This window comes from Streptomyces sp. NPDC043867, assembly GCF_056435845.1.
Genome location: NZ_JBWKDS010000035.1, coordinates 1 through 24126, shown reverse-complemented (window position 1 = coordinate 24126; position 24126 = coordinate 1). Strand labels below are relative to the sequence as shown.

Below are 24126 nucleotides of genomic sequence, written 5' to 3'. Positions count from 1 at the left end.
TCGGACACTCCCGCGCCCCGCGTCTCGGGGGGACGGGCCATGAACACTTGGGCAGTGCCGGGCTACACGGAGACACGTGAGCTCGGCTCGGGAGCGAGCGGGCGGGTCGCGCTGGCCGTCCACGAGGAGACCGGGCTTCCCGTCGCGGTCAAATACCTCAGTGAGTCGCTGCGCACCCGCCCCGGTTTCGTCGCCGAGTTCCGCGCGGAGGCACGGCTCCTGGGCGGGCTCGGGAGCCGGTACGTGGCCGGTCTGTACGAGTACGTCGAGGGCCCGGACGGCGCGGCGATCGTGATGGAACTCGTGGACGGTCTCTCCCTGCGCCGACTGCTCATCCAGGAGGCTCCTCTCGCCCCGGAAGCCGCACTCACGCTGCTCAAGGGCTCGCTGCTCGGGCTCGCCGACGCGCACCGCCTCGGCGTGGTGCACCGCGACTACAAACCGGAGAACGTCCTCGTCACCGCCGACGGCCGCTCGAAACTCGTCGACTTCGGGATCGCCGCCGCGGACGGCACCACGGCCGGCATCGCGGGCACTCCCTCCTACATGGCCCCGGAGCAGTGGACCGGCGCTCCCGCCTCCCCCGCCGCCGACGTCTACGCGGCGACCGCGACGTTCTTCGAGTGCCTGACCGGCCGTAAGCCCTACGCCGGCGACAACATGGCCGAACTGGCCCTGAAGCACGTGGACGGTCCCATCCCGGCCCACGAGGTGCCCGAGGCGCTACAGCCCCTCGTCCTCCGGGGTCTGGCGAAGTCCCCCGGACAACGGCCGCCGGACGCCGCGGACTTCGTGGCGGAACTCGAGACCGCCGCGGGTGGCGCGTACGGAGCCGACTGGGAGGAGCGCGGACGCGGCCGGCTCGCCGCGCTCGTGGCCCTCTCCCTCCTGCTGCTGCCGTCCGCTCCCCGCGCGTCGCACAGCACCACGGACACGGCGCGCACGGTCCTTTCCCAGCACCCCGGCGGGTTCCGTTCCTGGCTGCCGGGCGGGCGCGGCCTGCTCGTGTCGGGTGCGGCGCTCGTCGCGGCCCTCCTGCTGGCGCACGGCGTCGGACCGGGCACCGCGGACGCTCCGCAGCAGGCGGCGCAGGCTCTCGCCACGACGAGTACGCAGCCGGATGTCTCCGAAGGGCCGACGGGCGCGACGGAATCCGGTTCACCCAGCTCCTCCGCGGCGGACGGGACTCCCCCGCCCCCCGCGTCCGGAACGGCCGACGGCTCCTCCGCGCAGCCCTCGGCGTCCGCCTCCGCCGGGGGCGGGGCGGTGACCCCGACGGCGGGGACGACCGGCGCCCCCACGACGCCTCCTGCGGCACCGGCGGCGGTCAAGGACGTCACGCTGACCGGCTTCCAGCAGACGGGTTCCGCGACGGGCACGGCGACCGTGACCGTCACCACCGACGGAACGGGACCCGTCACTCTCGGCGTCACCTGGTTCACCGGGGACACCCGAGGACAGTCCGGCACTCAGGACGGGGCGGCCTCGACGTACGAGCGGAGCGGCTCGACCCAGTACACGCTCCCCGTCGAGCACACCTTCCAGGGGACCGGCTGCTACTGGGGGGTGCGGGCGACGACGGACCCGGCCCCGGCGGGCGGCGACGCGTGGCAGCAGCTTCTGACCCGGGCGTGTGACCTCCGGTGAACGACGACTCCCGGGCCCACGGCGACCGCCGCGACGCGGACGACGACTACAGCGCGACCGCGCTGGCCAGTCACTGGATCCAGCGGCCGGACTCCCACAACACGCGGGCGGACGCGGACACCCTGGTGGCGGCCCCGTCGGACACGACCGCCGGGACGAACCTCCTCGGTCCCGCCTCGCGTGGTGAGAGCGCGCGTCCCGACCCCGCCCCGCATGCCGACGCCACGCGCCTCGGCCCCGGCGGGCATCCCGACCGCGTCGACGGCACCCTGCTGCGCTTCGGGCCCGGCGTGAACGCCGACACCGTACGCCGTGCCCACGTCGACCTCCATGCGCAGCCGACGGCAGGTCCGAGGCCGCGGCACCGTGCCTGGCGCGGACACGCACTGCCCACGCTGGTGGTGCTGGGCGTCCTCGCCTTCCTCGCCTGGGACCGGGCCGCGCCGCCCGTCGGCGTGCGCGACGTCACCGTCTCCGTCGAACGGCCGGCACCCGGCTGCGACGGCACCGCCGACATCGTCGCCACCGTCACCACCGACGGGGGACCCGGCACCCTCTCCTACCGCTGGGTGCGCAGCGACGGAACGTCCTCCGAAGTCCTGCGCGAGCACGTGCCGGGCGGCCGGCGCACGGCCCGGCTGCACCTCCTGTGGTCCTTCCGCGGCGAGGGCCGCTACACGGGTCGCGCGGAGCTGCGCCTGCTCTCCCCCGAGCGACGTACAAATGCGACGCATCTCACGTATGTCTGCCCTTGACCGCCCCTCGGCGTGCACATCGGACCCGAGTTGGTTGTTTCACCCCCGCGTCTGAAGGTGACCCGGACAACGAACGAAGTCCCACCGACCGGACGATTCGATCGAAGGAGACTGCCATGGAGAGCTGGCGGGACGCTGCGGCATGCCGGAGCGTCGACCCCGACCTCTTCTTCCCCGTCGGCAGCACGGGGCCCGCGGTGCTGCAGATCCGGGAGGCCAAGGCCGTGTGCCGACGCTGCCCGGTGCGCGACGCGTGCCTGCGGTGGGCGCTCGACACGGAACAGACCCTGGGCGTCTGGGGCGGTACGAGCGAGAACGAGCGGCGAGCGCTGAAGCGCCGCGTGGGCAGTCGCCGCGGTGATTCCGCGGCGTAGACCGCACGGCGCGGGCAGCGCCCGCCTCACGCCCGGTTTCAGCACGCGGCCGGGGAGGACCGGAGCACCGCACGGCGTCCGGTCCGCACGACACCGGGAAGGCGAGATGACGACCGAGCCCCAGTGGGACAACGACCTGGCTTCCGCCAGGATGACCACCCTGACCAGCACCTTTGCCGGTGACTTGCGCAACGTGACCGATGCCAGGATCGCTGCGGAGGACTACCTGCGCGCCTTTGCGCGGGTGTCCCCGCCCGGCGCGCCCGAGCATCTGGACGACATCCTGCTGGTGGTGACGGAACTGGCCGCCAACGTGGTGCAGTACGCTCCGGGCGCCTTCCGTCTGGAGCTGCGACCCACCTTCGACGGCGTCCACGTGACGATGCACGACACGAGTACGGTCCGGCCCACACCGCGGTCCTTCAGTCCGGACGGGGGCGGCGGGGGCATCGGCTGGCATCTGATCCAGGCGCTGAGCGACCAGGTCAGCGTGGTCCGGCAGCCCGACGGCAAGGACGTGCACGTCTTCCTGCCCTGGTGACGCCGGGGCGACCCGTTCCTGCTCTGGTGACGCCGGGGCGGCCCGCCGGAAGCCGGCGGGCGTCACGGCCGGACGGGAGGCCCGGCAGCCGTTCAGACGTCCGTGGGCAGGCCGCTCACCTCCGCGATGCCCCGCAGTTCCTCGTCCTGACGATGGCGTTCGCCGATGAATTCGGCGATCTCCTGGCACTTGGCGGGATCGGCCGCGGTTCCCGAGTCCGTGACGACTCTGACCGGCCCCTGTTCCTCCGTCTCGATCTCGACGATCTGGTTGTCCAGACGGCCGGTGACGGCGACGGCGACGACGAGGGAGGCCTCGTCGCGGACCTCCTGCGAGACGTTCTCGCCGTCCGCGCCCTCCAGACTCAGTTCGATCGGTCCTGCCCGCTGCTCCTGGATGGCCTCCAGCACTGGTTCGACCATGCGCAGCAGCAGCGCATAGTCCGAGGGGGTCATGCGCAGGCGGAGCAGGTCGAGGTACAGGTCGACGGGCCGGCCTTCCGGCGGAAGCTCTGATTCGCTCATGGCACTCGACTTCCCCGATGTAGGCGACGTGATCGCATCTGCATCCAGAATGGTGCGCTCGCGCGCAGGCCGCCGCTCGAGAGGTCTCGCCGGTACGGCGCCCGGGTGGCCGCGGCCTCCCGGCCGCCCGCGTCGGGCGCCCGCCGGCGCGGCGAAGCAACGGGCGTCCCGTCACTTCTGTGTGAATCCCCCATTTGCGTGAGCATCATGCGCGGAACGGGGGTAGTAGGGGGCTTTAGGTCCGTTCCCCCGGAGGCTTCCCTTGATCCCGATCGTGCACAGGACGCTCGTCATGCAGCTCGAGGCAGGCGGCACCGGCCGCTTCTCCGTACTGGCCCACATGACGTACGAAGCCGACGATCCGTTCGCCGTCACCGTCGTGTTCAGCCACGACGGCCGGGTCCTGGCCCGGTGGAGACTCGACCGCAAGATGATGGCCGACGGAATGGAACGTCCGGTCGGCGAGGGGGACGTGCGGATGGGTCCGCAGGCCACCGGGCTGTGGCGGGAGCTGCGCATGGAGTTCCTCGGCGAGCCCCACACCGACGGGGGCCGGCACCACGCCGTGATCCTGGCCTGGGCCCCGGCCGTCATGTCCTTCCTGGACGAGACCTACGAGGTCGTCCCAGCCGGGCAGGAGAAGGTCTCCGTCGACGATTTCCTCGCCGAACTCATCGCGGGCGCGGAGGGCTGACGTCCGGATCGGTGAGGGACGACGGGCACCTCTGACTCCGGGGAGCCATTGCCCACAGACACGGAACGGCCGCACGACATATCGGGAACGGGAACGCAGCAGGGTCCGCCACACGTGATCTCGGCGGACCCCGTCTGCGTCCATGGGTAGCGGTCAGTGGCGCAGTGCGTCCTTCACCTTCTCCTTGGCCTGCCGCGCGTCGCCCTTGGACTGTCCTGCCGCTCCTTCGGTGGTCATGCGTTCATTGCCCACCGCGCGTCCCACGGCTTCCTTCGCCTTGCCCTTGGCCTGCTCCGCCTTGGCCTTCGCCTTCTGGTCCTTGGCCACCGCAGCTCACATCCTTAGTCCTCCAGCAATGCGGATCCATTTTACGACTGACCGCACCAAATGGCCCCAAACCCATCCCACCGGGTGGTCGATGACGCCGGGCGTGCCGTGCCCAGGGGCCTGCCGCCGACGCCGCCGTGACGCTGGAGCGCTTCCGTGGCGGCACCGCGCCGTCAGGAGTACGGACCGTCCATCCGACGCCGGGCCCGGGCCGACCGGATCCCGCGTTCCAGCTCGTCCCTGACGGCGTCGGGCAGCTCTCCCGTGCGAGCCCACTCCAGGACCGCTTCCGCCACCTTCCGCAGCTTCACATTCGTCCGCTGGGAGACCTCGCGCAGCACGTCCCAGCCCTCGGCGGGTGTCAGCTCCCCCCTCGCCAGGACGACACCGATGGCCTGGTCGATCGTCGCGTGCGAGTGGACCGCCCGCTTCAGCTGGAGGTTCTCGTCCTCCAGTTGCACGAGCCGCTCCGCGTCCTGCTCCCACCCCTGGGGAGCGAGTCGCCTTTCAAACATGTCCGACGTCAAGGTCGCCTCCGGGATCCGGGGAGTCCGGCGCCAAAGATCACTCTCCAGTGTGCCCCTGCTGCCGGGCGCGATGCAGCCCGGACTCCGGGACCCGCACGGCGGCGGCTCGCCGTGCGGGCCGCCGCCGGACGCCGGGTCAGCCGCCGAAGAAGTCACCGAGGCAGGCCGCGAGCTCGTCCGGGGCCTGCTCGGCCACGTGGTGGCCGGAGTCGATCCCGTGACCTCGTACGTCGGGCGCCCAGTCCCGCCAGATCTCCAGCGGATCCCCGTAGAGGTCCTCCAGGTCGTCCCGGAGGGACCACAGGACCAGCGCGGGGCACTGGATCCGCACCCCGTCGGCCCGGTCGGCTTCCTCGTGGCGCCGGTCGACGGTGAGCCCGGCCCGGTAGTCCTCCAGCATCGCCCGCACCACGTCGGGGTTCCTGGTGGCCTCGCGCCACTCCTCGTAGTTCTCCTGCCCCATGACCGCGGGATCGCCGCGGTACCAGCGGTCCGGGTCGGCGTTGATGACCCGCTCGGGAATGTCCGGCTGGGCGAAGAAGAACCAGTGCCACCACTGCGTGGCGAACTTCGCGGTGACACGGGACAGATGCTCGCTGATCGGCAGACAGTCGAGCAGTGCCACCCGGGACACCGCGTCGGGGTGGTCGAGGGCGAGACGCAGGGCGACGGCACCTCCGCGGTCGTGTCCGGCGAGCGAGAACCGGGAGTGCCCGAGCGAGCGCATGACCGCCATCAGGTCGTCGGCGACCGCCCGCTTGGAGTATCCGGAGTGGTCCGGTGTCGGCTTAGGCCCCCGGGACCGGCCGTAGCCCCTCAGGTCGGGGCAGACGACCGTGAATCCCCGCCGGACCAACTGCGGGGCCACCCGGTGCCAGGTCGCCGAGGTCCGGGGATGCCCGTGCAGCAGCAGCACCGGCGGGCCCTCCCCGCCGTGACGTACGAAGAGGGACGCTTCCTTCAACTGGACCGTTTCTGCTTCGAAGTCTTCGAACATGGTCACCGCGTCCCTCGAACCCGCGTCGGCAAACTACCGGGAGGCGGCGGCGCGCACGAAAAGGCAGAACGGGTGACCCGCCGGATCGAACAGCACACGGACGTCGTCCTGGGGCTGAAAGTCGGCCGGGCGGGCGCCGAGGGCGGTGGCACGCGCGAGGGCCGCGGGCAGGTCGTCCACCTCGATGTCCAGATGGAGCATCATCTGCTGCTCGTCTGGAGTGGACGGCCAGCGCGGCGGGACGAACCGCGGCTCGGTCTGGAACGACAGACCTGCGCCGCCCTCCGGGGGCGCGATCATCACCCAGTCGGGCCCGTCCTCCCGCACCTCCCAGCCGAGCAGGCCTCGGTAGAACACCGAGAGCTCACGTGCGTCGGGCGCGTCGAGCACGGTCGCGGCCAGCGTGAGCCGCGGTTGTCCGGTCATGCGTCAACTCCCTTGTCGCTGCGGCGTTCCACGTCCTCACCGACGATGATGCCGCACGGCGTGGTGACGGTACGTGACGCTTCGACGGGCGGGAGTTCCCGCCACCCCCTTACGTTGGGCGGGCAAGCGACCCCCCACATCAGGAGGAACCATGGCGGACAAGGGCGGTATGGACAAGATGAAGGGCAAGGCCAAGGAGATGGCCGGCAAGGTCACGGGCAGCCGCGAGCAGCAGGCGGAGGGCAAGCTCGAGCAGGCCCGCGGCGAGGCCAAGAAGGTCCGGGGGAAGGCCCAGGAGCGCACCCAGGAGACCGGGCGTTCCATGAAGCGCGACCGCACCTGACGCCGCAGGTGGGGAGGGCCGCCGTCGCGGCGCCTCCCCACCGGGCCGGAAAGCTCCCTCGTGTGCCAGGCCTAGGGCCTGTCGTTTGGATCAGGCTGGCTGTGACCGACGGTTCGTCCTGACCGACCCGAGCGGGGTCTGGCGCGTGCAGCTGCAAGGCGGAGGAGGGAGTCGACGCGGAGCGTCGGCGACCGACGACAACGCCGCAGATGTGCGCGCCAGACCCCGCGACGCCGGCATGATCCAAACGACAGGCCCTAGCCGCGTACGAGCGCCGCGATCTCGCGGGCCGCCTCCTTCGCGGGGCGTCCGACGCCGATGAGGGTCGCGGAGGCCGGACCCGTCCAGTCGCCGTATCCGAGCAGATGCAGCCGCGGCTCGTCCGCGGCACGGGTGCCCGCGGTGGCGACGTGGCCGCGCCGGCCGCGCAGCCCGAGGGGCGCCAGGTGGGAGAGGGCCGGGCGGAACCCGGTGCACCAGATGATCGCGTCGGCCCCGGCCCGCGTGCCGTCGGCCCACTCGGCACCGTCGGGGAAGAGCCGCGTGAACATCGGAGCGGCGTCGAGGAGCCCAAGGTCCCGGGCCTCCCGCACGGGCGGTACGGCGACGACGTCCCCCAGCGACGCGACGCCTCCGGTGTTCGCGCGGCCGTCGTCGAGGGCGCGGCGGCGGGCGGTGGCTGCGTCGAAGAGGACGCGGCCGTCCACCTCGTCGGCCAGATAGCGGGGCGGCCGCCGGGTGACCCAGGTCAGTTCGGTGATCCGGGCGAGGTCGGCCGCGATCTGCGCGCCGGAGTTGCCGCCGCCGACGACGAGCACACGGCGCCCTTCGAAGTCCCGAGGGGTGCGATAGCCGACGGTGTGCAGTTGCTCCCCGCGGAAGTCCCGGTGTCCGGGCACGGCGGGCTGGAAGGGGCGCCACCAGGTGCCGGTCGCGCTGACGACCGCCCGCGCGGACCAGCTCCCCGCGTCCGTGTCCACGCGCAGCACCCCATCGTCCCGGTGCACGGCGAGGACGGTCACCGGCCGCTGGACCGGCAGGTCGTAGCGCTTCTCGTAGTCCCGCAGATACGACATGACGTGCGCCGCGTCCGGATACTCCTGGTTGGCCTGCGGGGGCATGAGCCGGCCGGGCAGCGAGGAGAACGCGGCCGGCGAGAACAGGCGCAGCGAGTCCCACGTCAGCCGCCACGCGCCGCCCGGGGTGGGGCCGGCGTCGAGGACGACGAACTCCAGGCCGAGGCGGCGCAGGTGGTAGCCGGCGGCGAGCCCGGACTGGCCGCCGCCGATGACGACGACGTCGACGGGCCGGCTCATGTCCCCGGCCGGCCGGTCGCGAACCTCTTCCGCCAGCCCAGCGACACGTACACGAGGGCCACCAGGACGGGCACCTCGATCAGCGGGCCGACGACACCGGAGAGCGCCTGGCCCGACGTCACCCCGAAGGTGGCGATGGCGACCGCGATCGCCAGCTCGAAGTTGTTCCCCGCCGCGGTGAACGCGAGGGTCGCGGTGCGGGCGTAGGACAGGCCGACCGCCTTGCCGAGCGCGAAGGTGCCGAACCACATCACCGCGAAGTAGACCAGCAGGGGCAGTGCGATCCGGGCGACGTCGAGCGGCCGGGAGGTGATCGTCCTTCCCTGCAGGGCGAAGAGGACCACGATGGTGAACAGCAGCCCGTACAGCGCCCACGGACCGATCCTGGGCAGGAACCTCGCCTCGTACGACTCGCGTCCCAGCTTCGTCTCGCCGAGGCGGCGGGTGAGGAATCCGGCGAGGAGGGGAATGCCGAGGAAGATGACGACGTTCAGAGCGATCTTCCCGGTGGAGATGTCGAGGCGGTCGCCGTCGTCGAGGCCGAGCAGGCCGGGCAGCAGATCGAGGTAGAACCAGCCGAGCAGGCCGAACGCGAGGACCTGGAAGACCGAGTTGAGGGCCACGAGGACGGCGGCGGCCTCCCGGTCGCCGCAGGCGAGGTCGTTCCAGATGACGACCATGGCGATGCAGCGCGCCAGCCCGACGATGATCAGGCCGGTGCGGTACTCGGGAAGGTCGGGCAGGAGGATCCACGCCAGCGCGAACATCACCGCCGGGCCGACGATCCAGTTGACGACCAGGGACGAGACCATGAGCTTCTTGTCGCCGGTGACGGAGTCGAGCTTGTCGTAGCGGACCTTCGCCAGCACCGGATACATCATGACCAGCAGGCCGACGGCGATCGGCAGCGAGATGCCGCCGATCTCCACCTCGGCGAGAGCGTCGTTCAGGCCCGGGACGGCGCGGCCCAGGCCGAGCCCGAGTGCCATCGCGGTCAGGATCCACACGGCGAGGAAGCGGTCGAGGGTCGAGAGCCTGGCGGCGACCGGCTGCTCCTCGGCGGTCGCGGGTGCTCCGGCGGACGTCATGGGCAGGTCCTCTTGGTGTCGGCGGCGGTGCGGGCGGACGCGGCGAGGGCGGCGAAGCCGTCGGCGAGCCGGGCGATGACCTCGGGGCGCAGCCGGTAGTACGTCCAGCGCCCGCACGGCTCCGTGTCGACGACGCCGGCCTCGCGCAGCACCCGCAGGTGGTTGGAGAGGTTGGTCTGCCTGGCGCCCGTCTCCTCCACCAGATGGGTGGTGCACAGCGTCTCGCGGGCGAGCAGGGTCACGATCCGCAGCCTGAGCGGGTCGGCCAGCACCCGCATCAGGTCAGTGTCGACTGACGTCATCATGGACTGATGCTTTCACATCGACGAAGCCGATCCCGACCGGACCGGACCGACCGGGCGGACAGCGGGCGGGCGTTGCGGACGCACCGGCCACTGCGGGACGCGCGGGAGCGGCGGGACGTACCGGCGTCGCAAGACGTGCGGGAGAGCGGGACGCACGGGTATCGCGGGACGTGCGGGGACCCGCCGGGTCAGACGAGAGCCCCGACCGGCTCGGGGGACAGCCGGCCGGGGCCGATCGATGGTGGACGCGGAGGGCGGTCGCCTCCGGCAGGAGGCTCCACGAGGCTTCAGCCGGACGATCGTCCTCGTGGGCTATGAAAATGAGGCCCGGGGACACAGTTCCCTCCGCGCCCACGTCCGTGACAACACGCGGACCTGGCTGGATATTTCCTGTTTGTCCAAGAGGCGTCCGCGGGCGCGGCCGACCCGCCGACCAGCTCCGGGCATGCCGTGCCGGGTGGCGCGGTCGCATCCCGGGCATCCACCGGGCCCGAGCGTTTTTCGGGACGTCACGTCGGGCACCCGGGCCCCATGCGCACCTCACCCGGCCCTGTCGCCGACCGCACCGGCTCTCTGCCGCCGGAGGGCCACGCCTGGCCGCCGGACAGGGTGCGCCACGCGGCGAGCCCGGCCGTCAGGACCCGGCTGCCCGGACGGCACGCCGGGGGCCTGCGGGGTCCGGACGCCGTCCGGTTCTTCTACGACGAGCGGCACGTGCACCGGCACAAGGCCGCGCCCGAGCGCGTGCGGAGCACGCTGTTCGGCCAGGGTGCGGCCCATACGCCCGACGGTGCGGCGCACCGGGTCCGCAAGGCGCTGCTCCTCTCGCTGCTGACCCCGCCGGCCCGTGTCGCCCTCCTGGTGGAACACGTCACGGACGCGTGGGACGAGGCCGTGGACGTCTGGCGGGTGCGGCCGGAGATCGTCCTTTTCGAGGAGGCGGCGAAGGTCCTCACGGCCGGTGTGTGCCGCTGGGCCGGGGTACCCCCGGACAAGGACCGGGTGGAGGCCACGGCGCAGGACCTGGTGGCGGTGGTGGACGGCTTCGCCACGCCGGGGGCGCGGCACCGGCAGGCACGCCGGGCTCGCGCCGGGTGCGAAGCCCGGATCACGGACCTGGTCGGGAGGATCCGCGCCGGGGAGGTCGAGGTCCCGGCCGGGTCGGCCGTGTCCGTCGTGGTGCGGCACCGTGACGCCGACGGGCGCCCGCTGGACGCCCGTACGGCCGCCGTGGAGCTGCTGAACATCGTCCGGCCCACCGTGGCGGTCTCCTGGTTCGTCACGTTCGCGGCTCACGCCCTTCATCGCTGGCCGGAGAACCGCGCGCCGCTGCTGGCCGGAGACGCGGCGTACGGCGCTGCCTTCGCGCAGGAGGTCCGACGCTTCTACCCGTTCGCCCCCTTCACCGGCGGGCGGGCCGCCGCCGACCTGTACTGGAGGGGCGAGCACGTGCGGGCGGGGGGTCCCGTCCTGCTCGGCCTGTACGGGCAGCACCGCGACGCGGAGCTGTGGGGCGACCCGTACCGATTCCGCCCCGAGCGCTTCCTGGCACGTCCGGCGACACGCGGCGAACCGGTCCCGCAGGGCGCCGCCGATCCGTCCGGCGGCCACCGGTGTCCCGGCGAAGCCGTCACGACCGCTCTGCTGGAAGCCCTCGGCGTCCGGCTGTCGCGGCTGACGTACGGCGTTCCGGTCCAGGATCTGACGATCCCGCTGCGGCACATCCCGACGCGGCCCCGCAGCGGGTTCCGGATCACCGGGGTCCGCCCTGTCGCCTGGGCACGGCCACCCGGGGGACTCGAGGGCGACGACAGGGGTACCCAGGGGCCGTCCTGCCGTAGCGGATGACCGCATAACTGGAAATAGTGGTACATCGGGATAGAACCGCACATACGGGTCGAAGGAGTCGACGATCGTGACGGACGTGTCAAGCAAGGGTCCCGCCCCGGACGACGAGCGGAAAGCGCTCACCAACCGGCAGGGCCACCCGGTCTACGACAACCAGAACCAGCGCACCGTCGGAGCCCGCGGCCCGGCCACGCTGGAGAACTACCAGTTCCTCGAGAAGATCAGCCACTTCGACCGTGAGCGCATCCCGGAGCGCGTCGTCCACGCCCGCGGTGTGACCGCCTACGGCTACTTCGAGTCGTACGGCTCCTGGGGCGACGAGCCCATCAACCGCTTCACGCGCGCGAAGGTCTTCGCCGAGCGCGGCAAGCGCACCGACCTCGCCGTCCGGTTCTCCACCGTCATCGGCGGCCGGGACTCCTCGGAGGCGGCCCGCGACCCGCGCGGTTTCGCGGTGAAGTTCTACACCGAGGACGGCAACTGGGACCTCGTCGGCAACAACCTCGGGGTGTTCTTCATCCGGGACGCCATCAAGTTCCCGGACGTCATCCACGCGCTCAAGCCGGACCCGGTCACCTTCGAGCAGCAGCCGCGCCGGATCTTCGACTTCATGTCGCAGACCCCCGAGTCCATGCACATGCTCATCAACCTCTTCAGCCCGCGCGGCATCCCGGCCGACTACCGCCACATGCAGGGCTTCGGCGTCAACACGTACAAGTGGGTGAACCAGGAGGGCAGCACCGTCCTGGTCAAGTACCACTGGATGCCCAAGCAGGGCGTGCGCAGCATGACCGAGGAGGACGCGGCGAACGTCCAGGCCCAGGGTCTCGGCCACGCCACCAAGGACCTCTACGAGGCGGTGGAGCGCGGCGAGTACCCGGAGTGGGAACTGCTGGTCCAGATGATGGAGGACCACGACCACCCGGAACTGGACTTCGACCCCCTGGACGACACCAAGACCTGGCCGGAGCAGGACTTCCCGCCCCGGCCGGTGGGCAGGATGGTGCTCAACCGGATGCCGGAGAACTACTTCGCGGAGAACGAGCAGATCTCGTTCGGCACCGGCGTGCTGGTGGACGGCCTGGACTTCTCCGACGACAAGATGCTGGTGGGCCGGACGTTCTCCTACAGCGACACCCAGCGCTACCGGGTCGGCCCCAACTACCTCCAGCTTCCGGTCAACCGGGCGAAGAACGCCGACGTGCGCACCAACCAGCGTGACGGGCAGATGGCCTACCACCAGGACGGCGGCGGCGAGAACCCGATCGTCAACTACGAGCCGTCGATCACCGGCGGCCTGCGTGAGGCGCAGTACCCGTCCCACGACGAGCAGGGGCCGGAGATCCACGGCCGGGTCACCCGCAAGCGCATCCCCCGCACCAACGACTACCTCCAGGCGGGTCAGCGCTATCAGCTGATGGAGCAGTGGGAGCGGGACGACCTGGTGAAGAACTTCACCAACCTGCTGTCCCAGTGCGACCGGCCGGTGCAGGAGCGGATGGTGTGGCACTTCCTGCTGGTGGAGAACGAGCTCGGTCTGAGGGTCGGTGAGGGGCTCGGCATCAGCCCCCGGGACGTCGCCGGTCTCGAGCCGCTGGCCAGCCAGGATCTGACCGACGACGACCGCAAGCGGCTCGCCAACCTGGGCGAGAACGCGCCCCGGGACGTGTCCGGCCTGACGATGACGCACTGCGTCCCCAACACCCGCCACGAGGTCGGCCGCTGACGGCTCGTCAGTGAACGAGCGGCCTGGACGACCGGGCACGTGCCACCGCGCAGGGATCATCGGACATGACGCGGCTCCGCGGCCGGTCGTAGCGGGAGCTGCGACGGCCGCGGAGCCGCGTCACGGGAGAGCGGCAGGCGGCCGTCTCACTCCTGTTCAGGGCGACGACGGACTGGTCGTCGGCCAGGTCGGTGTCCGCGGCCGCGTCCCACCGCGCGGCCGTCTCGTCAGCCCGCCTCCGGCAGCGCCGGCCGCCGTGTCGCGAGGCTCTTCTGCAGGTGATGGCGGATGTCACTGGCCAGATGTCCCGTCTGGGCCCACTCGACGATCAGCTCGGCAACGTGCCGCATCTTGATGTTGGTGTGCTGGGAGATCTCCCGTATGACGTGCCAGGCGTCCTCGGTACGCAGACCGGCCAGCGCGACGACGATGCCGATGGCCTGGTCGACGACGGCGTGCGAGGACACGGCCTGCTGGAGCTGAGCCAGCTCGTCATGGCGCGCCGCCGTCCGGCCGCCCCTGTCGGCGGCCGTGCCGCTTCCCGGGACGCCGGTCGCGTCCGCGGGCACGCGGCTCACGCACGCGTGGACCGCCGCCCCCAGCGTCGCGAAGACCGGGACCGGGGCGAGGCCGAGAGCAAGCCTCAGCAGCGGGTCGACGTCCTGGGCCGGGCCCGCCAGCAGCAGCCGGCCCCGCGCGGCCTCCAGCGTGTGGGCGCAGTCCAGCAGTTCCCGGACGGCCGCCGCCGACAGGGCACGTACGTGCGAGAGGTCGACGACGACCGCGGTGCCGGCACGCTCCCCCGCCGTCCGGATGGCCTCGAAGAGCGGATGGCCCGCCCGGTCGACGGTGCCGACCGGGCGTATCAGCCACGCCGACCGCCCGCTTCCCGCCTGGACGGGCAGTTTCTCCACCCACACCTCGGGCGCTGTCTCCGCGTGCTCCATCGCAAACGCCTCTCTCCCCTGAAAAGCCCTCTGCCGATGCCGTCCCGGTCGCGCACGCGCCCCCTTGACCTGATGTGAGGGAAGCGCGAGCACGCGGCGCGCCGAACTTCGTGTAGATGCCATCTGTGCGGCCGGGCGCGGCGGGGCGAAGCACGGGTCCGTGTGAGGTGGGTCCGTATGAGGTGGGTCCGCTCTCGGCAGCAGGCAGTGCGGTGCGCGGTCCGGTCCTGGACACCGCGGTCCCGGTCACGAGGTGACGTACGTCGTGAAGCAGTCCGCACTGGCCTTGTCCGCACTGGCCTTCACGACGCTGGGAAACCGGGTCGTCCGGGGCCGCTTCCCGACCGCTCCGGGTTCTTGCCCGTTTTGCCACGCGTCGATGCATCATTCGCCCGCGACACGTGCTCCCCCGGCCCGGCCCCGTGGCGAAGAGCCGACCCCCCGCCGGGTCCGGCCCCAGGTCAGCCGTGGCCTCGTACGTCAGGCAGGATGTGCTTCATGACCGAGATCCGCACCCCCCGCCTCGTCCTCCGCCGCTGGACCGACGACGACCTCGCGCCCCTGGCCGACATCAACGCGGACTCCCAGGTGATGCGATGGATCGGCGACGGGTCGGTCCTCGGCCTGGACGAGACGGCCACCGAGATCGAGCAGTGGGAAGAGGAATGGGACGAGGAGGGCTTCGGCATCTTCGCCGTCGAGCTGCTGGCCTCCGGTGAGCTGGCCGGTTTCGCGGGCCTGTCGGTGCCCGAGTTCCTTCCCGAGGTGCTGCCCGCCGTGGCGATCAGCTGGCGGCTCGGCTCCTCGTTCTGGGGGCAGGGATACGCGTCCGAAGCCGCCCACGCCGTCCTGGAGTTCGCGCTCCAGGACCGCGGCCTTGACCGGGTCATCAGCATCAACCAGATGGGCAACGACGCCTCCGAGAACGTCATCAGCAAGCTCGGACTGACACTGGAGCGCGAGACCGAACACCCGGTGTACGGCTATCCGTTGGGCGTGTACGGCATCGACCTGACGGAGTACGAGGGGTGAGCGGGCCGCGCGGGCGGCGGGTCGACGTTCATCAACGGCCGCTACGGGCAGGAGGGTTGACGGAGAAGGAGATCGCGCATGAAGCAGCGCTCCGGTTCCCGTGTTCCGCCGGCCTCGACGAGGCCCGGCAACCGGTGGGGCCCTCGGGTGTAGGCCGATGTTCTGTCTGGGCATCGGCCTGCTGGTCTGGAAAGTGATCGACGGCGCCGGCGCGGGCCGCATCGCCGTCGTGGTGTGCATGGTCCTCGTGTGGCCGTGCCTGCTGGTCACCAATCGGAAGAATGCGCGCCGTCGGCAGTCCCTCTGACTGGTGTGGCTCCGAGCCCCTTGGCCCGCTGTCAGGTCAGGCCGGTGAGCCCGGGCCGGGTGGGATGTGGACGGTCATGATCAGGTGGCAGGTTCCGGTACCCGAGCCGCGGTAGGTGTGGGCGGTGTCGCCGTCGAACGTGGCGGTCTGCCCGGCCTCGACCGGATGCTCGGTGCCGTCGACGACCAGTGTCATCCGGCCGGAGGTGACGCTGACGGTCTCCACGACGCCGGCCTGGTGGGGGTGACTGGGGTACTCCTCACCCGGCTCCAGTCTCCAGCGCCAGACCTCGACCGGAGCCGGCCCCGCGGTGGTCAGCATGAGCCGGGCTTCGCCGCCCCGCTCACCGGCCCACAGAGGCATGCCGGCGTCGGCGGACACCACTCGGACGCGGCCTTCAGCGGGCCCCTCCATCAGGGTCGACACCGAGACACCGAGAGTGTCGGCGAGGCGGACCAGGGTGGAGAAGTTCGGGTTGCCCTGGGCCTTCTCCAGCCCCACCAGGGCGCCCTTGCTGACCCTGGCGCGCCGGCCCAGCTCGTCCAGGGACAGGCCCGCCCGTGTCCGTGCGGCTCTCACGTTGTGCGCGAGCGTGCGCAGGGCTTCTTCTGCCTCGGGCACCTGATCACCGTCCTGTCCCGTCCCGCGGATCACTGGAATGAACCGTCCGGTCGTTTGGTTGACAACCCGCGGTCGGTTCATTGTACGGTCGAGTCGTTCCACTGTGAAACATAGGGAAGTACCGTGATCGCTCTTCTGCTGGCCCTGGGCAGCTCTCTCGCCTACGGGTGTGCCGACTTCCTCGGCGGCCTCGGCGCCCGCAAGGCTCATGTGCTGCGCACCGTGATGGTCGCGGCCCCCGCCAGTCTCGCGGTCGAGCTGCTGCTGTGGCCCGTCCTGGGCGCTTCGTTCACCCCGGCGAGCATCGGCTGGGGCGCGGCGTCCGGGGTGGCGTCCGCCGCGGCGTTCGCCCTGCTCTACAGGACGCTCGCGATCGGCCCCATGAACGTCCTGTCGCCCGTCACCGCGCTGGTGTCCGCCGCCCTGCCGGTCACGGTCGGCCTGCTCCAGGGCGATCGTCTGGGGATGGGCGGCCTGGTGGGTCTGCCGCTGGCGCTCGTGGCGGTGGTCCTGGTCAGCGCCGGGCACGGCGCCGGCTCCTCGCGTCCGTCGCGCACGGCACTGCTGCTGGCCCTCGGGGCGGGCGCCGCGATCGCCCTTCAGCTCGTCTGCCTGCACCAGGCGCCCTCCGACAGCGGCGTGGCCCCGCTGATCGTCGGCAGGGCGGTCTCCTCGGCCGTCACGCTCGCCGCGGCCGCCGTGATGTTCCGCCGGCTCGGTACGGAGAAGCCCGCCCTCGCGATCTCGGCGGCGGCCGGGGTGCTGGACTCGCTGGCGAATCTGCTGTTCCTGCTCGCCGCCCGCAGCGGAGACCTCACCGTCGTCGCCGTGATCACCGCCCTGTATCCGGCGGGCACCGTCCTGCTCGCCCGCAGCGTCCTCGCCGAACGCATACACCGAGGCCAGCTCATCGGCCTGGGCGCCGCCGCCGTCGCCGTCAGCCTCCTCGCCCTCACCTGACCCGCCCCACCCCGCACGCCCGCCCACCCGCACGCCCGCACACAGGGAGCACCTGATGTTCATCCAGCCCTGGGACGCCGCCCTGGACGACGCCGAGTGGCAGGCCTGGATCGCCGACGGCCACGACTTCGGCCAGCTCAGCGTCAACGGTCCGCCCGGCGAGGCCCCCGCCGTCGTCCCCACCCACTTCAGCGTCGACGACGGCCTGCTGCTGATCCATCTCGCTCGCCCCAACCCGGTCTGGCAGGCGATCGAGCACGACGCGAACGTCACCTTCACCGTCGTCGGCGACTACGCCTTCATCCCCGGCACCTGGCGCGCCAAGCCCGCCACCCCGCCCACCGACGGTGTCCCCACCAGCTACTACGCGGCCGTCCAGTTCACCTGCCGCGCCCACATCGTCGACGACCCCGAGGCCAAGGCCGATCTGCTGCGCCGCCAGATGGCGCACTTCCAGCCCGACGGCGACCACGCTCCCATCGACCCCGACGGGCCCCCTTACGGACGGATGCTCCCCGGCATCCGCGGCCTGCGGCTCGAAGTCGTCGGCGTCCGGGCCAAGTTCAAGTACGACGACCACAAACCCGTGGAACACCGCGCGGGCGTCGCCGGTCGCCTCACCGAGCGTGGCCGGAGCCTGGACGCAGCCACGGCGCGCCAGCAGTCGCGCCGCCTGGACCGCATCGGCCCCTGGAAGTCCTGACCCGGGGCGCCGGCACACGGGCGGGAACAGGCACTCGCCCCACGCGTTCCAGGGCCGGCGCGACACCCAATTTTGACGGCAGTCGTACTATGGAGCTGCACGCTCATGCCGTTCCGAGGAGTCCCCATGGCCCGCCCCCGTACCGCCGCCCGGACGGTGGAGCACCCGGAGTTGTCGCAGGTGTCCCTGCAGCAGGTGCTGGAGGCTCTGGTGGACCCGGTGCGGCGTGGGGTGGTCTGCCAACTGGCGTACGCCGGTGAGGACATGAGCTGCGGGACGTTCGAGGCGCCGGTGTCGCTGTCGACGCTGACCCACCACTTCAGCGTGCTGCGTGAGGCCGGGCTGATCCGCCAGTACTACGTGGGGACGACGAAGATGAACACGCTGCGGACCGAGGAGATGGAGGCCCGCTTCCCCGGCCTGCTGTCGGCGGTCCTGGCCGCTTCCGCCGCGTAGGCGGGCCCGGCGGCAGGGCACCCGGGTCGCCCGGCGGGACCGCGTCCTGGACGGGGGGCCGTGATGACCGCGGACTTCAGGCCGCGGGCCCGTCCGCGTCGTGCGTGACGGTGACCACGATCTTGCCGAGGTGGGTGTTGGCCTCCATGTAGCGGTGGGCGTCGGCGATGTCGGCGAGGTCGAAGGTGCGGTCGACGAGAGGGGCCAGCGAACCGCTCTTCAGGCCCGCGTTCACGAAGGCGACGCCGCGGCGCAGCCGTTCGGGGTCGGTGGTGACCTCGTGGAGCGTATAGGTGCTGGTGGTCAGGGCCGGGTAGGACCGGGCGTGCGGCAGGGGGGTGGGGCGGGGGTCGAGCGCGCCGTAGACGATCAGGCTGCCGCCGGGGGCGATGGCCTCGGCCAGCGTTTCGACGCCGGGGCCGGCGACCGGGTCGAAGGCCAGCCGGACGCCCTGGCCGCCGGTGATCTCCCTGACACGCGCGGGGAGGTCCTCGTCGTCGGTGCCGATGACGTGATCCGCGCCGGCGTCCAGCAGTGCCTGCTTCTTGCCGGCGCCGCGGGTGGTGGCGATCGCGACGGCCCCCAGGTGGTGGACCGTCTGGATCGCGGCGACGCCCACGCTGCTGGAGGCGGCCGTGATCAGTACGTGGTCGCCGGGCCGCACCTGGCCCCTCTCGGCGAGGGCACCATAGGCGGTCAGGTAGGCCATCCACACGGCCGCCGCGGTGGTGGGGGCGAGGGATGCGGGCCGGGGGACGAGGGCGGTGGCCGGGAGGATCACCCGGTCGCCGTAGGTGCCGTACTCGGTCAGCAGGAACGCGGGGATCACACCCACAAGGTCGCCGGCCTCGAAGCCGGTCACGCCCTCGCCGGTCGCCTCGACGGTTCCGGCGGCCTCGTAGCCGAGCGTGGAGGGGAGGACGGGCTGGTAGAAGTAGGCGCCCTCGCGGTACATGATCTCGGCCCGGTTCAGGCCGATCGCGTCCACGCGGACGCGCACCTCGCCGGCTCCGGGATCGCGGGTCTCCACGTCGCGCAGGGTCAGGACCTCCGCGCCGCCGAGCCGGTCGAACTGAACGTTCTTCGCCATGGGGATCTCTCCTGAGAACGGGTGACGGTGCCGAGACAGGACTCCTGCGCCGCCCCGGCCATGTCCTGGCCAGGGAGGCCCGGCGCCGGGTGGGAGTCAGTCCGCGACGCGGATGACGATCTTGCCGAAGGCGCCGCGGGCGAGGTGCTCGTACGCCTTGTGCGCGTCCACGTGGTCCTTTCCACTGAGGTGAATCCGGCGCAAACCCGTGGCAGTGCGCCGGGCGGCGGGTGGGCCGCGGGATCCATGGAGCAGGCCGGCGACGCGGAACGGACGCCCGGCAGTACGGCCACGGCGTCGGCCGCCCGGCCGTCCATGCGCCAACGAAAACACATCTTTCGACGACCGTCAAACTTCGACTGCCATCGTAATTAGGAAGGCGGCGGGCCGTCCGCGGGGTGAAGGAAGCTCTTGACCCCGCCGTGGTGGACGCGCGCGTGGTGTCAGCGGGCGCGGCGGATGCGGATCGGACCGCGAGCCTGCTCCGGATCGACGGGACGGCCGCCCTGCGTGATGTCCACCTCGCCGGCCGCGACCAGCCGCCGGGCCGCGCGGCGGGCCGGCTCCATGAGCGCGCGCCAGCCGTCGTCGTCCCCTTCGTACACCGCCCGCGCAGCGTCCGAGGGGCAGATCGTCGCAGTCGGGCCACGTCGCTCCAGGAGCTCCAGAATGGCTCGCTCCAGGCGCCGGTCCGTCTGCCTTTCGCCGTCCGTCACTCCACCAGTGTCGCAACGTTGACGGCAACGGGGAGTGGTGCGGTGACAGGCGTCGTCCCGCGGGTCCCGTGTCCGGGGTGGGCGCCGCGCCTCACGTACCGGGACCCCTCCCCCGTACCCGCTCCGCGGCCCGCGCCGTCCGGTCCGCCGTCCCGGTCTCCTCCCGTCCGCGCACCCAGAAGCAGAGGACGACCGAGCACAGGGCGGCGAACGCGCACCAGGTCGAGACGAACTCCAGCCGCCACAGCGCCCAGCAGACGATCGCGCCCACGGCGACCAGTATCCCGAGCGCTGTCAGCCCCCGGTCGCCGGACAGCAGCAGCGAGCCCACGGTGGCCAACAGGTAGCCCCCGATGAGGAGTTGGGCGTGAGGCAGGTCCAGTACATAGCCGAGGGTGTGGCCACGGACCTCGGCGGTCACGGGACGCACGGCGAGGGCGTGAGCGAGGGCCGTCGCCGTCACGGCTCCCGCCACGAAGGGTGTCGCCACCCTGCGCCGGGCGCTTCGGGGCACCGCGCACATCACGCCCGTGGGCACCCACACCGCCAGCAGCGGAAGGGCGATGACGGCCCAGGCCACGGTGGCGGGTCCCGCACCGCCTCCGGCGTGCCAGACCACCGACTCGACGATCTGGTGGGTCCCGAGCAGTACCGGCAGGGCGGCCATGGGCAGATCCCGACGCCGCCGTGAACGTACGAGGCAGGCGGCTCCGAGCGCCGCGATTCCGGCGCCCGCCACGAGGTCCGCCTTCGCACTCCAGCACATCACGCCACCTCGGGGTCGGCCGTCGCCGGGTGCCTCCGCGGTCGGCGCGACCCACGCTACGACGCTTGCGGCGGGCTCCCCGGCTGACACGGCGGCGGCAGCTCATCCGGCCCGTGGCCCGGCCCGCATCCTCGCGTGCCCGGCGTACGGGCGTGACGGGTGGTGGATGCGGGATGCCTCCGCCGGTGGAGGGGGCCGGCCCCGCACTACGAGGTGCCGGCACCTCGGGGCGGTCCTCGCCGCCGGGATGGCGCAGCGGACCGTCGAGGCGCCGGCCGGATGACCGGCGCACTCCAGCAGGGGACATGCCGGCCCGAGGCTGCTGCACTGGACGTATGGACCACGACCGGGCCGCCCCCGCGGACGGATTCACGGCGCCCCCGCGGGAGCTGCTGACCTTCGGCCACAGCACCGCGGACCGGACCTCGCTGGCGAAACTCCTCCGGGGAGCCGGCGTCACCGCCGTCGTGGACGTCAGGACCGCTCCCGGCAGCCGCCGGGACCCGGACGTGTCACGGCAGCGGCTGGCCGAGTGGATGCCCGAGGAGCACCTCACCTACCGGTGGGAGCCGCGCCTGGGCGGCTTCCGCAAGCCGCCGCCGCACTCGCCCGACACGGTCTGGCGCAACGCGTCCTTCCGTGGCTACGCCGCCCATACCCGCAGCCCCGACTTCGTCGCCGCCATGGACGATCTCGTGCGCCGGGCGGCCGGGGAGCGCACCGCGGTGATGTGCAGTGAAGCGGTGTGGTGGAGGTGCCACCGGCGTCTGATCGCCGACTTCGCCGTCCTGGCCCGCGGCGTGCCCGTCCACCATCTGATGCACGACGGCCGACTCACCCCGCACAGTCCGACGCCGGGCGTGCGACTTCGCGAGGACGGCCTCCTGGTGTACGACGACGCGGGTCCGCCTCCATGACGGGATCTGCGGTGTCGGCGCCCCCCAGGAGTCCGCATCACCACCGGCGGGGACGCGATCCGCTCCCGCCGACGGCCGGCATCCGCGGCACCCGGCCGGTCGCCGCAGACGCCCCGGTGACGGGCCCGAGCGGCCCGAAATCACCCGCCGTGAGCCGAATGTTTTCCTCACCGTGGGTACTGGCCAAGGCACACAGCCCGGGGCGGTTTCAGCCCGACGCACGGACGAAGGGAACAGGCCCATGACCGCGCACACACCCTCCAGAGCCCCCACCCGCACGCGGGTACAACAGGCCGCGATGCTCGTCGGCGCCGTCTTCCTGCTCGTGGGCATCCTCGGCTTCATCCCCGGTGTCACCACCCACTACGACACGATGGAGTTCGCCGCCCACCACTCCGGTGCCAAACTCCTCGGCATCTTCCAGGTGTCCGTCCTGCACAACATCGTCCACCTGCTGTTCGGCATCGCCGGCCTCGCCCTGGCCCGTACCCCCGGCACCGCCCGCAACTACCTCGTCGTCGGCGGCGCCATCTACCTGGTGCTGTGGCTCTACGGCCTGTTCATCGACCGTGCCAGTGACGCCAACTTCATCCCTGTCAACACGGCCGACAACTGGCTCCACTTCGTCCTCGGCATCGGCATGATCGCCCTCGGCTTCCTCCTCACCCGCGACACCAGCACCCGGCGAGCGACCCGGTAGCCCCAGGTCAGCCGGGGACCCCGCCGCCCGAGTGTCGCGAGCCGGAGCGAGCGCCGGAGCAGGAGCCCGGGCCGACGGCCCGGGCTATACCTCTGGCTCCGCGGTGAGGTGCTGGAGCAGGTCCAGCAGGGACGCGCGATCCGCGGCGGACAACCCGGAGAAACAGCGGGCGAGCACCTCGTCCGCGACCTTGTGGCCGGCCGCCAGCAGTTCTTCGCCGCTGGGCGTGAGGTGGTGCTCGATGCGTCGGCCATGACCTGGCCGCCGCTCCACCAGGCCTTTTGCCGTCAGGCGGCCGACGAGCGCCCCGAAGGCCTGCTCGGTCTGAAACGTCGCCGCGGAGAGCGCGCGGGCCGACGCCCCGGGTGAGCGGCTGATCGCGCGCAGCGCGTCCCACTGAGCCAGCGTCGTACCGACGGCAGTCAGTGCGCTGTCGAGCGCCCTGTGCTGGCGGTACTGGGCTTGCTTCACCGCTCTGCCCAGCTCCTGGAGATCCAGATCCTCATGCATGGGCCGAGTCTACTTTGCGACCAAGCTAGCTTATATAAAGAACTTTAGTTACTCTGAACGGGTGCCTACAGACGCAGCAGCAGCCGTGTACCCCGACCTGTCCCTCGCCCTCTCCGAGGCCGGAGCCGGCAGGCCCGTCCTGATCCTGCACGGCGGCGGGGGCCCGGCCACCGTCGCCGGCCTCGCCGAGCACCTCTCCCGAAGCGCCCACACCCTCACCCCCGTGCACCCCGGCTGGGACGGCACCCACCGGCCCGACTGGCTCACCGGTGTCGACGACCTCGCCCTCGCCTACCTGCATCACCTGCACGACCGACGGCTGCGCGACGTTCTCGTCGTCGGATCCTCACTGGGCGGCTGGACGGCCGCCGAGATGGCCGTGCGCGACACCGCGGGAATCATCACCGGTCTCGTCCTGATCGACCCGGTCGGCGTGCACATCGAGACGGAACCGATCACCGACTTCTTCGCCCTGGACGCCCGCGGCGTCGCAGAGCACTCCTGGCACGACCCGGACCGGTACCACCTCGACCCCGCGGACATCCCGGCCGCCCAACTCGCCCTCCGGCAAAGCAACATGGCCACTATGCGCATCCTGGCGGGTGACCCCTGCATGCACGACCCCCGGCTGCTGCGCAGGCTCGGACGCGTGCGAGTGCCCTCTCTCCTGCTCTGGGGAGAGAGCGACCGCATCGTCACCCCCGCCTACGGCGCCGCGTACGCCGGAGCCTTCGGCGACGGCCGGCTGGAGGTCATTCCGGGGGCCGGCCATCTTCCGCAGATCGAACAGCCGGAAGCCACCTTCGCCCTGGTCGACGCCCACCTCCACCGCACGAGCACCCGTCCCGCGTAGTCTCCCCGGGCGCGACCCTAGGGCCTGTCGTTTGGATCATGCCGGCGTCGCGGGGTCTGGCACGCACATCTGCGGCGTTGTCGTCGGTCGCCGACGCTCCGCGTCGACTC

General features: G+C 71.9%; 30 protein-coding genes. 16 read left to right on the top strand and 14 right to left on the bottom strand.

The window, feature by feature from the left end; all coding sequences use genetic code 11:
• Positions 1-39 precede the first annotated feature (39 nt).
• From AC069T_RS28745 to AC069T_RS28730, 4 genes are all read left to right on the top strand, one after another.
• Positions 40-1647, top strand: a complete 1608-nt coding sequence (locus tag AC069T_RS28745; RefSeq protein WP_478785518.1) for a protein kinase domain-containing protein — start codon at positions 40-42, stop codon at positions 1645-1647.
• Positions 1644-2402: a hypothetical protein gene (locus AC069T_RS28740; RefSeq protein ID WP_478785517.1), complete on the top strand. Its 759-nt coding sequence runs from the start codon at positions 1644-1646 to the stop codon at positions 2400-2402. Before AC069T_RS28745 ends, AC069T_RS28740 begins: the two co-directional genes overlap by 4 nt.
• Before the next feature lie 116 nt (positions 2403-2518).
• Entirely contained in the window at positions 2519-2776 is a 258-nt protein-coding gene (locus tag AC069T_RS28735) for a WhiB family transcriptional regulator (RefSeq protein WP_478785516.1), read from the top strand.
• 106 nt (positions 2777-2882) lie between these two features.
• A complete protein-coding gene (locus AC069T_RS28730) occupies positions 2883-3317 on the top strand; it encodes an ATP-binding protein (RefSeq protein WP_478785515.1) in 435 nt (144 codons plus the stop codon).
• 92 nt (positions 3318-3409) lie between these two features.
• On the opposite strand, the gene AC069T_RS28725 is transcribed toward AC069T_RS28730, so the two are convergent.
• The gene (locus tag AC069T_RS28725) at positions 3410-3841 is read right to left on the bottom strand and encodes a hypothetical protein (protein WP_478785514.1); all 432 of its coding nucleotides are present in this window, start codon (positions 3839-3841) and stop codon (positions 3410-3412) included.
• Between the two features lie 292 nt (positions 3842-4133).
• Between AC069T_RS28725 and AC069T_RS28720 the strand changes: the two genes are divergently transcribed.
• Positions 4134-4535 (top strand): SsgA family sporulation/cell division regulator, encoded by a 402-nt coding sequence (locus tag AC069T_RS28720; RefSeq protein ID WP_478785513.1) that lies wholly within the window; start codon positions 4134-4136, stop codon positions 4533-4535.
• A gap of 153 nt (positions 4536-4688) precedes the next feature.
• Here AC069T_RS28720 and AC069T_RS28715 read toward each other — a convergent pair whose 3' ends face one another.
• The 4 genes from AC069T_RS28715 to AC069T_RS28700 form a co-directional block, all read right to left on the bottom strand.
• On the bottom strand, positions 4689-4862 hold the full coding sequence (locus tag AC069T_RS28715; protein ID WP_478785512.1) for a CsbD family protein: 174 nt from the start codon (positions 4860-4862) through the stop codon (positions 4689-4691).
• A gap of 173 nt (positions 4863-5035) precedes the next feature.
• Entirely contained in the window at positions 5036-5377 is a 342-nt protein-coding gene (locus AC069T_RS28710) for an ANTAR domain-containing protein (RefSeq protein ID WP_478785511.1), read from the bottom strand.
• 148 nt (positions 5378-5525) lie between these two features.
• Positions 5526-6386 carry an alpha/beta fold hydrolase gene (locus tag AC069T_RS28705; protein ID WP_478785510.1) on the bottom strand — a complete coding sequence of 287 codons (861 nt, stop codon included), beginning with the start codon at positions 6384-6386 and terminating at the stop codon, positions 5526-5528.
• A gap of 33 nt (positions 6387-6419) precedes the next feature.
• The gene (locus tag AC069T_RS28700; RefSeq protein ID WP_478785509.1) at positions 6420-6812 is read right to left on the bottom strand and encodes a VOC family protein; all 393 of its coding nucleotides are present in this window, start codon (positions 6810-6812) and stop codon (positions 6420-6422) included.
• 151 nt (positions 6813-6963) lie between these two features.
• Here AC069T_RS28700 and AC069T_RS28695 point away from each other — a divergent pair, with 151 nt between their 5' ends.
• Positions 6964-7155 (top strand): CsbD family protein, encoded by a 192-nt coding sequence (locus AC069T_RS28695; protein WP_478785508.1) that lies wholly within the window; start codon positions 6964-6966, stop codon positions 7153-7155.
• Positions 7156-7412: 257 nt separating this feature from the next.
• Here AC069T_RS28695 and AC069T_RS28690 read toward each other — a convergent pair whose 3' ends face one another.
• From AC069T_RS28690 to AC069T_RS28680, 3 genes are read right to left on the bottom strand one after another with little or no spacing between them, the layout of a single operon-like run.
• Positions 7413-8471, bottom strand: a complete 1059-nt coding sequence (locus AC069T_RS28690) for an ArsO family NAD(P)H-dependent flavin-containing monooxygenase (RefSeq protein WP_478785507.1) — start codon at positions 8469-8471, stop codon at positions 7413-7415.
• Entirely contained in the window at positions 8468-9559 is a 1092-nt protein-coding gene (gene arsB, locus AC069T_RS28685; protein WP_478785506.1) for an ACR3 family arsenite efflux transporter, read from the bottom strand. The genes AC069T_RS28690 and arsB overlap by 4 nt, the downstream gene beginning before the upstream one ends.
• On the bottom strand, positions 9556-9864 hold the full coding sequence (locus tag AC069T_RS28680) for an ArsR/SmtB family transcription factor (protein ID WP_478785505.1): 309 nt from the start codon (positions 9862-9864) through the stop codon (positions 9556-9558). Before AC069T_RS28680 ends, arsB begins: the two co-directional genes overlap by 4 nt.
• 531 nt (positions 9865-10395) lie before the next feature.
• Between AC069T_RS28680 and AC069T_RS28675 the strand changes: the two genes are divergently transcribed.
• Positions 10396-11712 (top strand): cytochrome P450, encoded by a 1317-nt coding sequence (locus AC069T_RS28675; RefSeq protein ID WP_478785504.1) that lies wholly within the window; start codon positions 10396-10398, stop codon positions 11710-11712.
• Positions 11713-11779: 67 nt separating this feature from the next.
• Positions 11780-13438: a catalase gene (locus AC069T_RS28670; protein ID WP_478785503.1), complete on the top strand. Its 1659-nt coding sequence runs from the start codon at positions 11780-11782 to the stop codon at positions 13436-13438.
• A gap of 227 nt (positions 13439-13665) precedes the next feature.
• Here the strand turns inward: AC069T_RS28670 and AC069T_RS28665 are convergent, their stop codons facing one another.
• Complete coding sequence (locus AC069T_RS28665; RefSeq protein WP_478785502.1) at positions 13666-14385, bottom strand: GAF and ANTAR domain-containing protein; 720 nt, start codon at positions 14383-14385, stop codon at positions 13666-13668.
• A 498-nt stretch (positions 14386-14883) separates the two neighbouring features.
• On the opposite strand from AC069T_RS28665, the gene AC069T_RS28660 reads away from it, so the two are divergent.
• Positions 14884-15417: a GNAT family N-acetyltransferase gene (locus AC069T_RS28660; RefSeq protein WP_478785501.1), complete on the top strand. Its 534-nt coding sequence runs from the start codon at positions 14884-14886 to the stop codon at positions 15415-15417.
• Positions 15418-15574: 157 nt separating this feature from the next.
• Complete coding sequence (locus AC069T_RS28655) at positions 15575-15724, top strand: hypothetical protein (protein ID WP_478785500.1); 150 nt, start codon at positions 15575-15577, stop codon at positions 15722-15724.
• A gap of 36 nt (positions 15725-15760) precedes the next feature.
• Here the strand turns inward: AC069T_RS28655 and AC069T_RS28650 are convergent, their stop codons facing one another.
• Positions 15761-16345, bottom strand: a complete 585-nt coding sequence (locus AC069T_RS28650) for a helix-turn-helix domain-containing protein (RefSeq protein WP_478785499.1) — start codon at positions 16343-16345, stop codon at positions 15761-15763.
• A gap of 123 nt (positions 16346-16468) precedes the next feature.
• On the opposite strand from AC069T_RS28650, the gene AC069T_RS28645 reads away from it, so the two are divergent.
• The 3 genes from AC069T_RS28645 (at position 16469) to AC069T_RS28635 (ending at position 18464) form a co-directional block, all read left to right on the top strand.
• Positions 16469-17305, top strand: coding sequence for an EamA family transporter (locus AC069T_RS28645; protein ID WP_478785498.1), 837 nt, complete (start codon positions 16469-16471; stop codon positions 17303-17305).
• Between the two features lie 55 nt (positions 17306-17360).
• Positions 17361-18008: an FMN-binding negative transcriptional regulator gene (locus tag AC069T_RS28640; RefSeq protein ID WP_478785497.1), complete on the top strand. Its 648-nt coding sequence runs from the start codon at positions 17361-17363 to the stop codon at positions 18006-18008.
• A 126-nt stretch (positions 18009-18134) separates the two neighbouring features.
• Positions 18135-18464, top strand: coding sequence for an ArsR/SmtB family transcription factor (locus AC069T_RS28635; protein WP_478785496.1), 330 nt, complete (start codon positions 18135-18137; stop codon positions 18462-18464).
• A gap of 76 nt (positions 18465-18540) precedes the next feature.
• On the opposite strand, the gene AC069T_RS28630 is transcribed toward AC069T_RS28635, so the two are convergent.
• From AC069T_RS28630 to AC069T_RS28620, 3 genes are all read right to left on the bottom strand, one after another.
• Positions 18541-19554 (bottom strand): zinc-dependent alcohol dehydrogenase family protein, encoded by a 1014-nt coding sequence (locus AC069T_RS28630; protein WP_478785495.1) that lies wholly within the window; start codon positions 19552-19554, stop codon positions 18541-18543.
• A 443-nt stretch (positions 19555-19997) separates the two neighbouring features.
• Complete coding sequence (locus tag AC069T_RS28625; RefSeq protein ID WP_478785494.1) at positions 19998-20270, bottom strand: DUF3253 domain-containing protein; 273 nt, start codon at positions 20268-20270, stop codon at positions 19998-20000.
• A 91-nt stretch (positions 20271-20361) separates the two neighbouring features.
• Entirely contained in the window at positions 20362-21036 is a 675-nt protein-coding gene (locus AC069T_RS28620; protein WP_478785493.1) for a DUF6629 family protein, read from the bottom strand.
• A gap of 335 nt (positions 21037-21371) precedes the next feature.
• Here AC069T_RS28620 and AC069T_RS28615 point away from each other — a divergent pair, with 335 nt between their 5' ends.
• The gene (locus AC069T_RS28615) at positions 21372-21953 is read left to right on the top strand and encodes a DUF488 domain-containing protein (protein ID WP_478785492.1); all 582 of its coding nucleotides are present in this window, start codon (positions 21372-21374) and stop codon (positions 21951-21953) included.
• Positions 21954-22194: 241 nt separating this feature from the next.
• Positions 22195-22653, top strand: coding sequence for a DUF4383 domain-containing protein (locus tag AC069T_RS28610; protein ID WP_478785491.1), 459 nt, complete (start codon positions 22195-22197; stop codon positions 22651-22653).
• An 84-nt stretch (positions 22654-22737) separates the two neighbouring features.
• Here AC069T_RS28610 and AC069T_RS28605 read toward each other — a convergent pair whose 3' ends face one another.
• Positions 22738-23163 carry a MarR family winged helix-turn-helix transcriptional regulator gene (locus tag AC069T_RS28605; RefSeq protein WP_478785490.1) on the bottom strand — a complete coding sequence of 142 codons (426 nt, stop codon included), beginning with the start codon at positions 23161-23163 and terminating at the stop codon, positions 22738-22740.
• Positions 23164-23224: 61 nt separating this feature from the next.
• Between AC069T_RS28605 and AC069T_RS28600 the strand changes: the two genes are divergently transcribed.
• A complete protein-coding gene (locus AC069T_RS28600; protein ID WP_478785489.1) occupies positions 23225-24016 on the top strand; it encodes an alpha/beta fold hydrolase in 792 nt (263 codons plus the stop codon).
• Positions 24017-24126 lie beyond the last annotated feature (110 nt).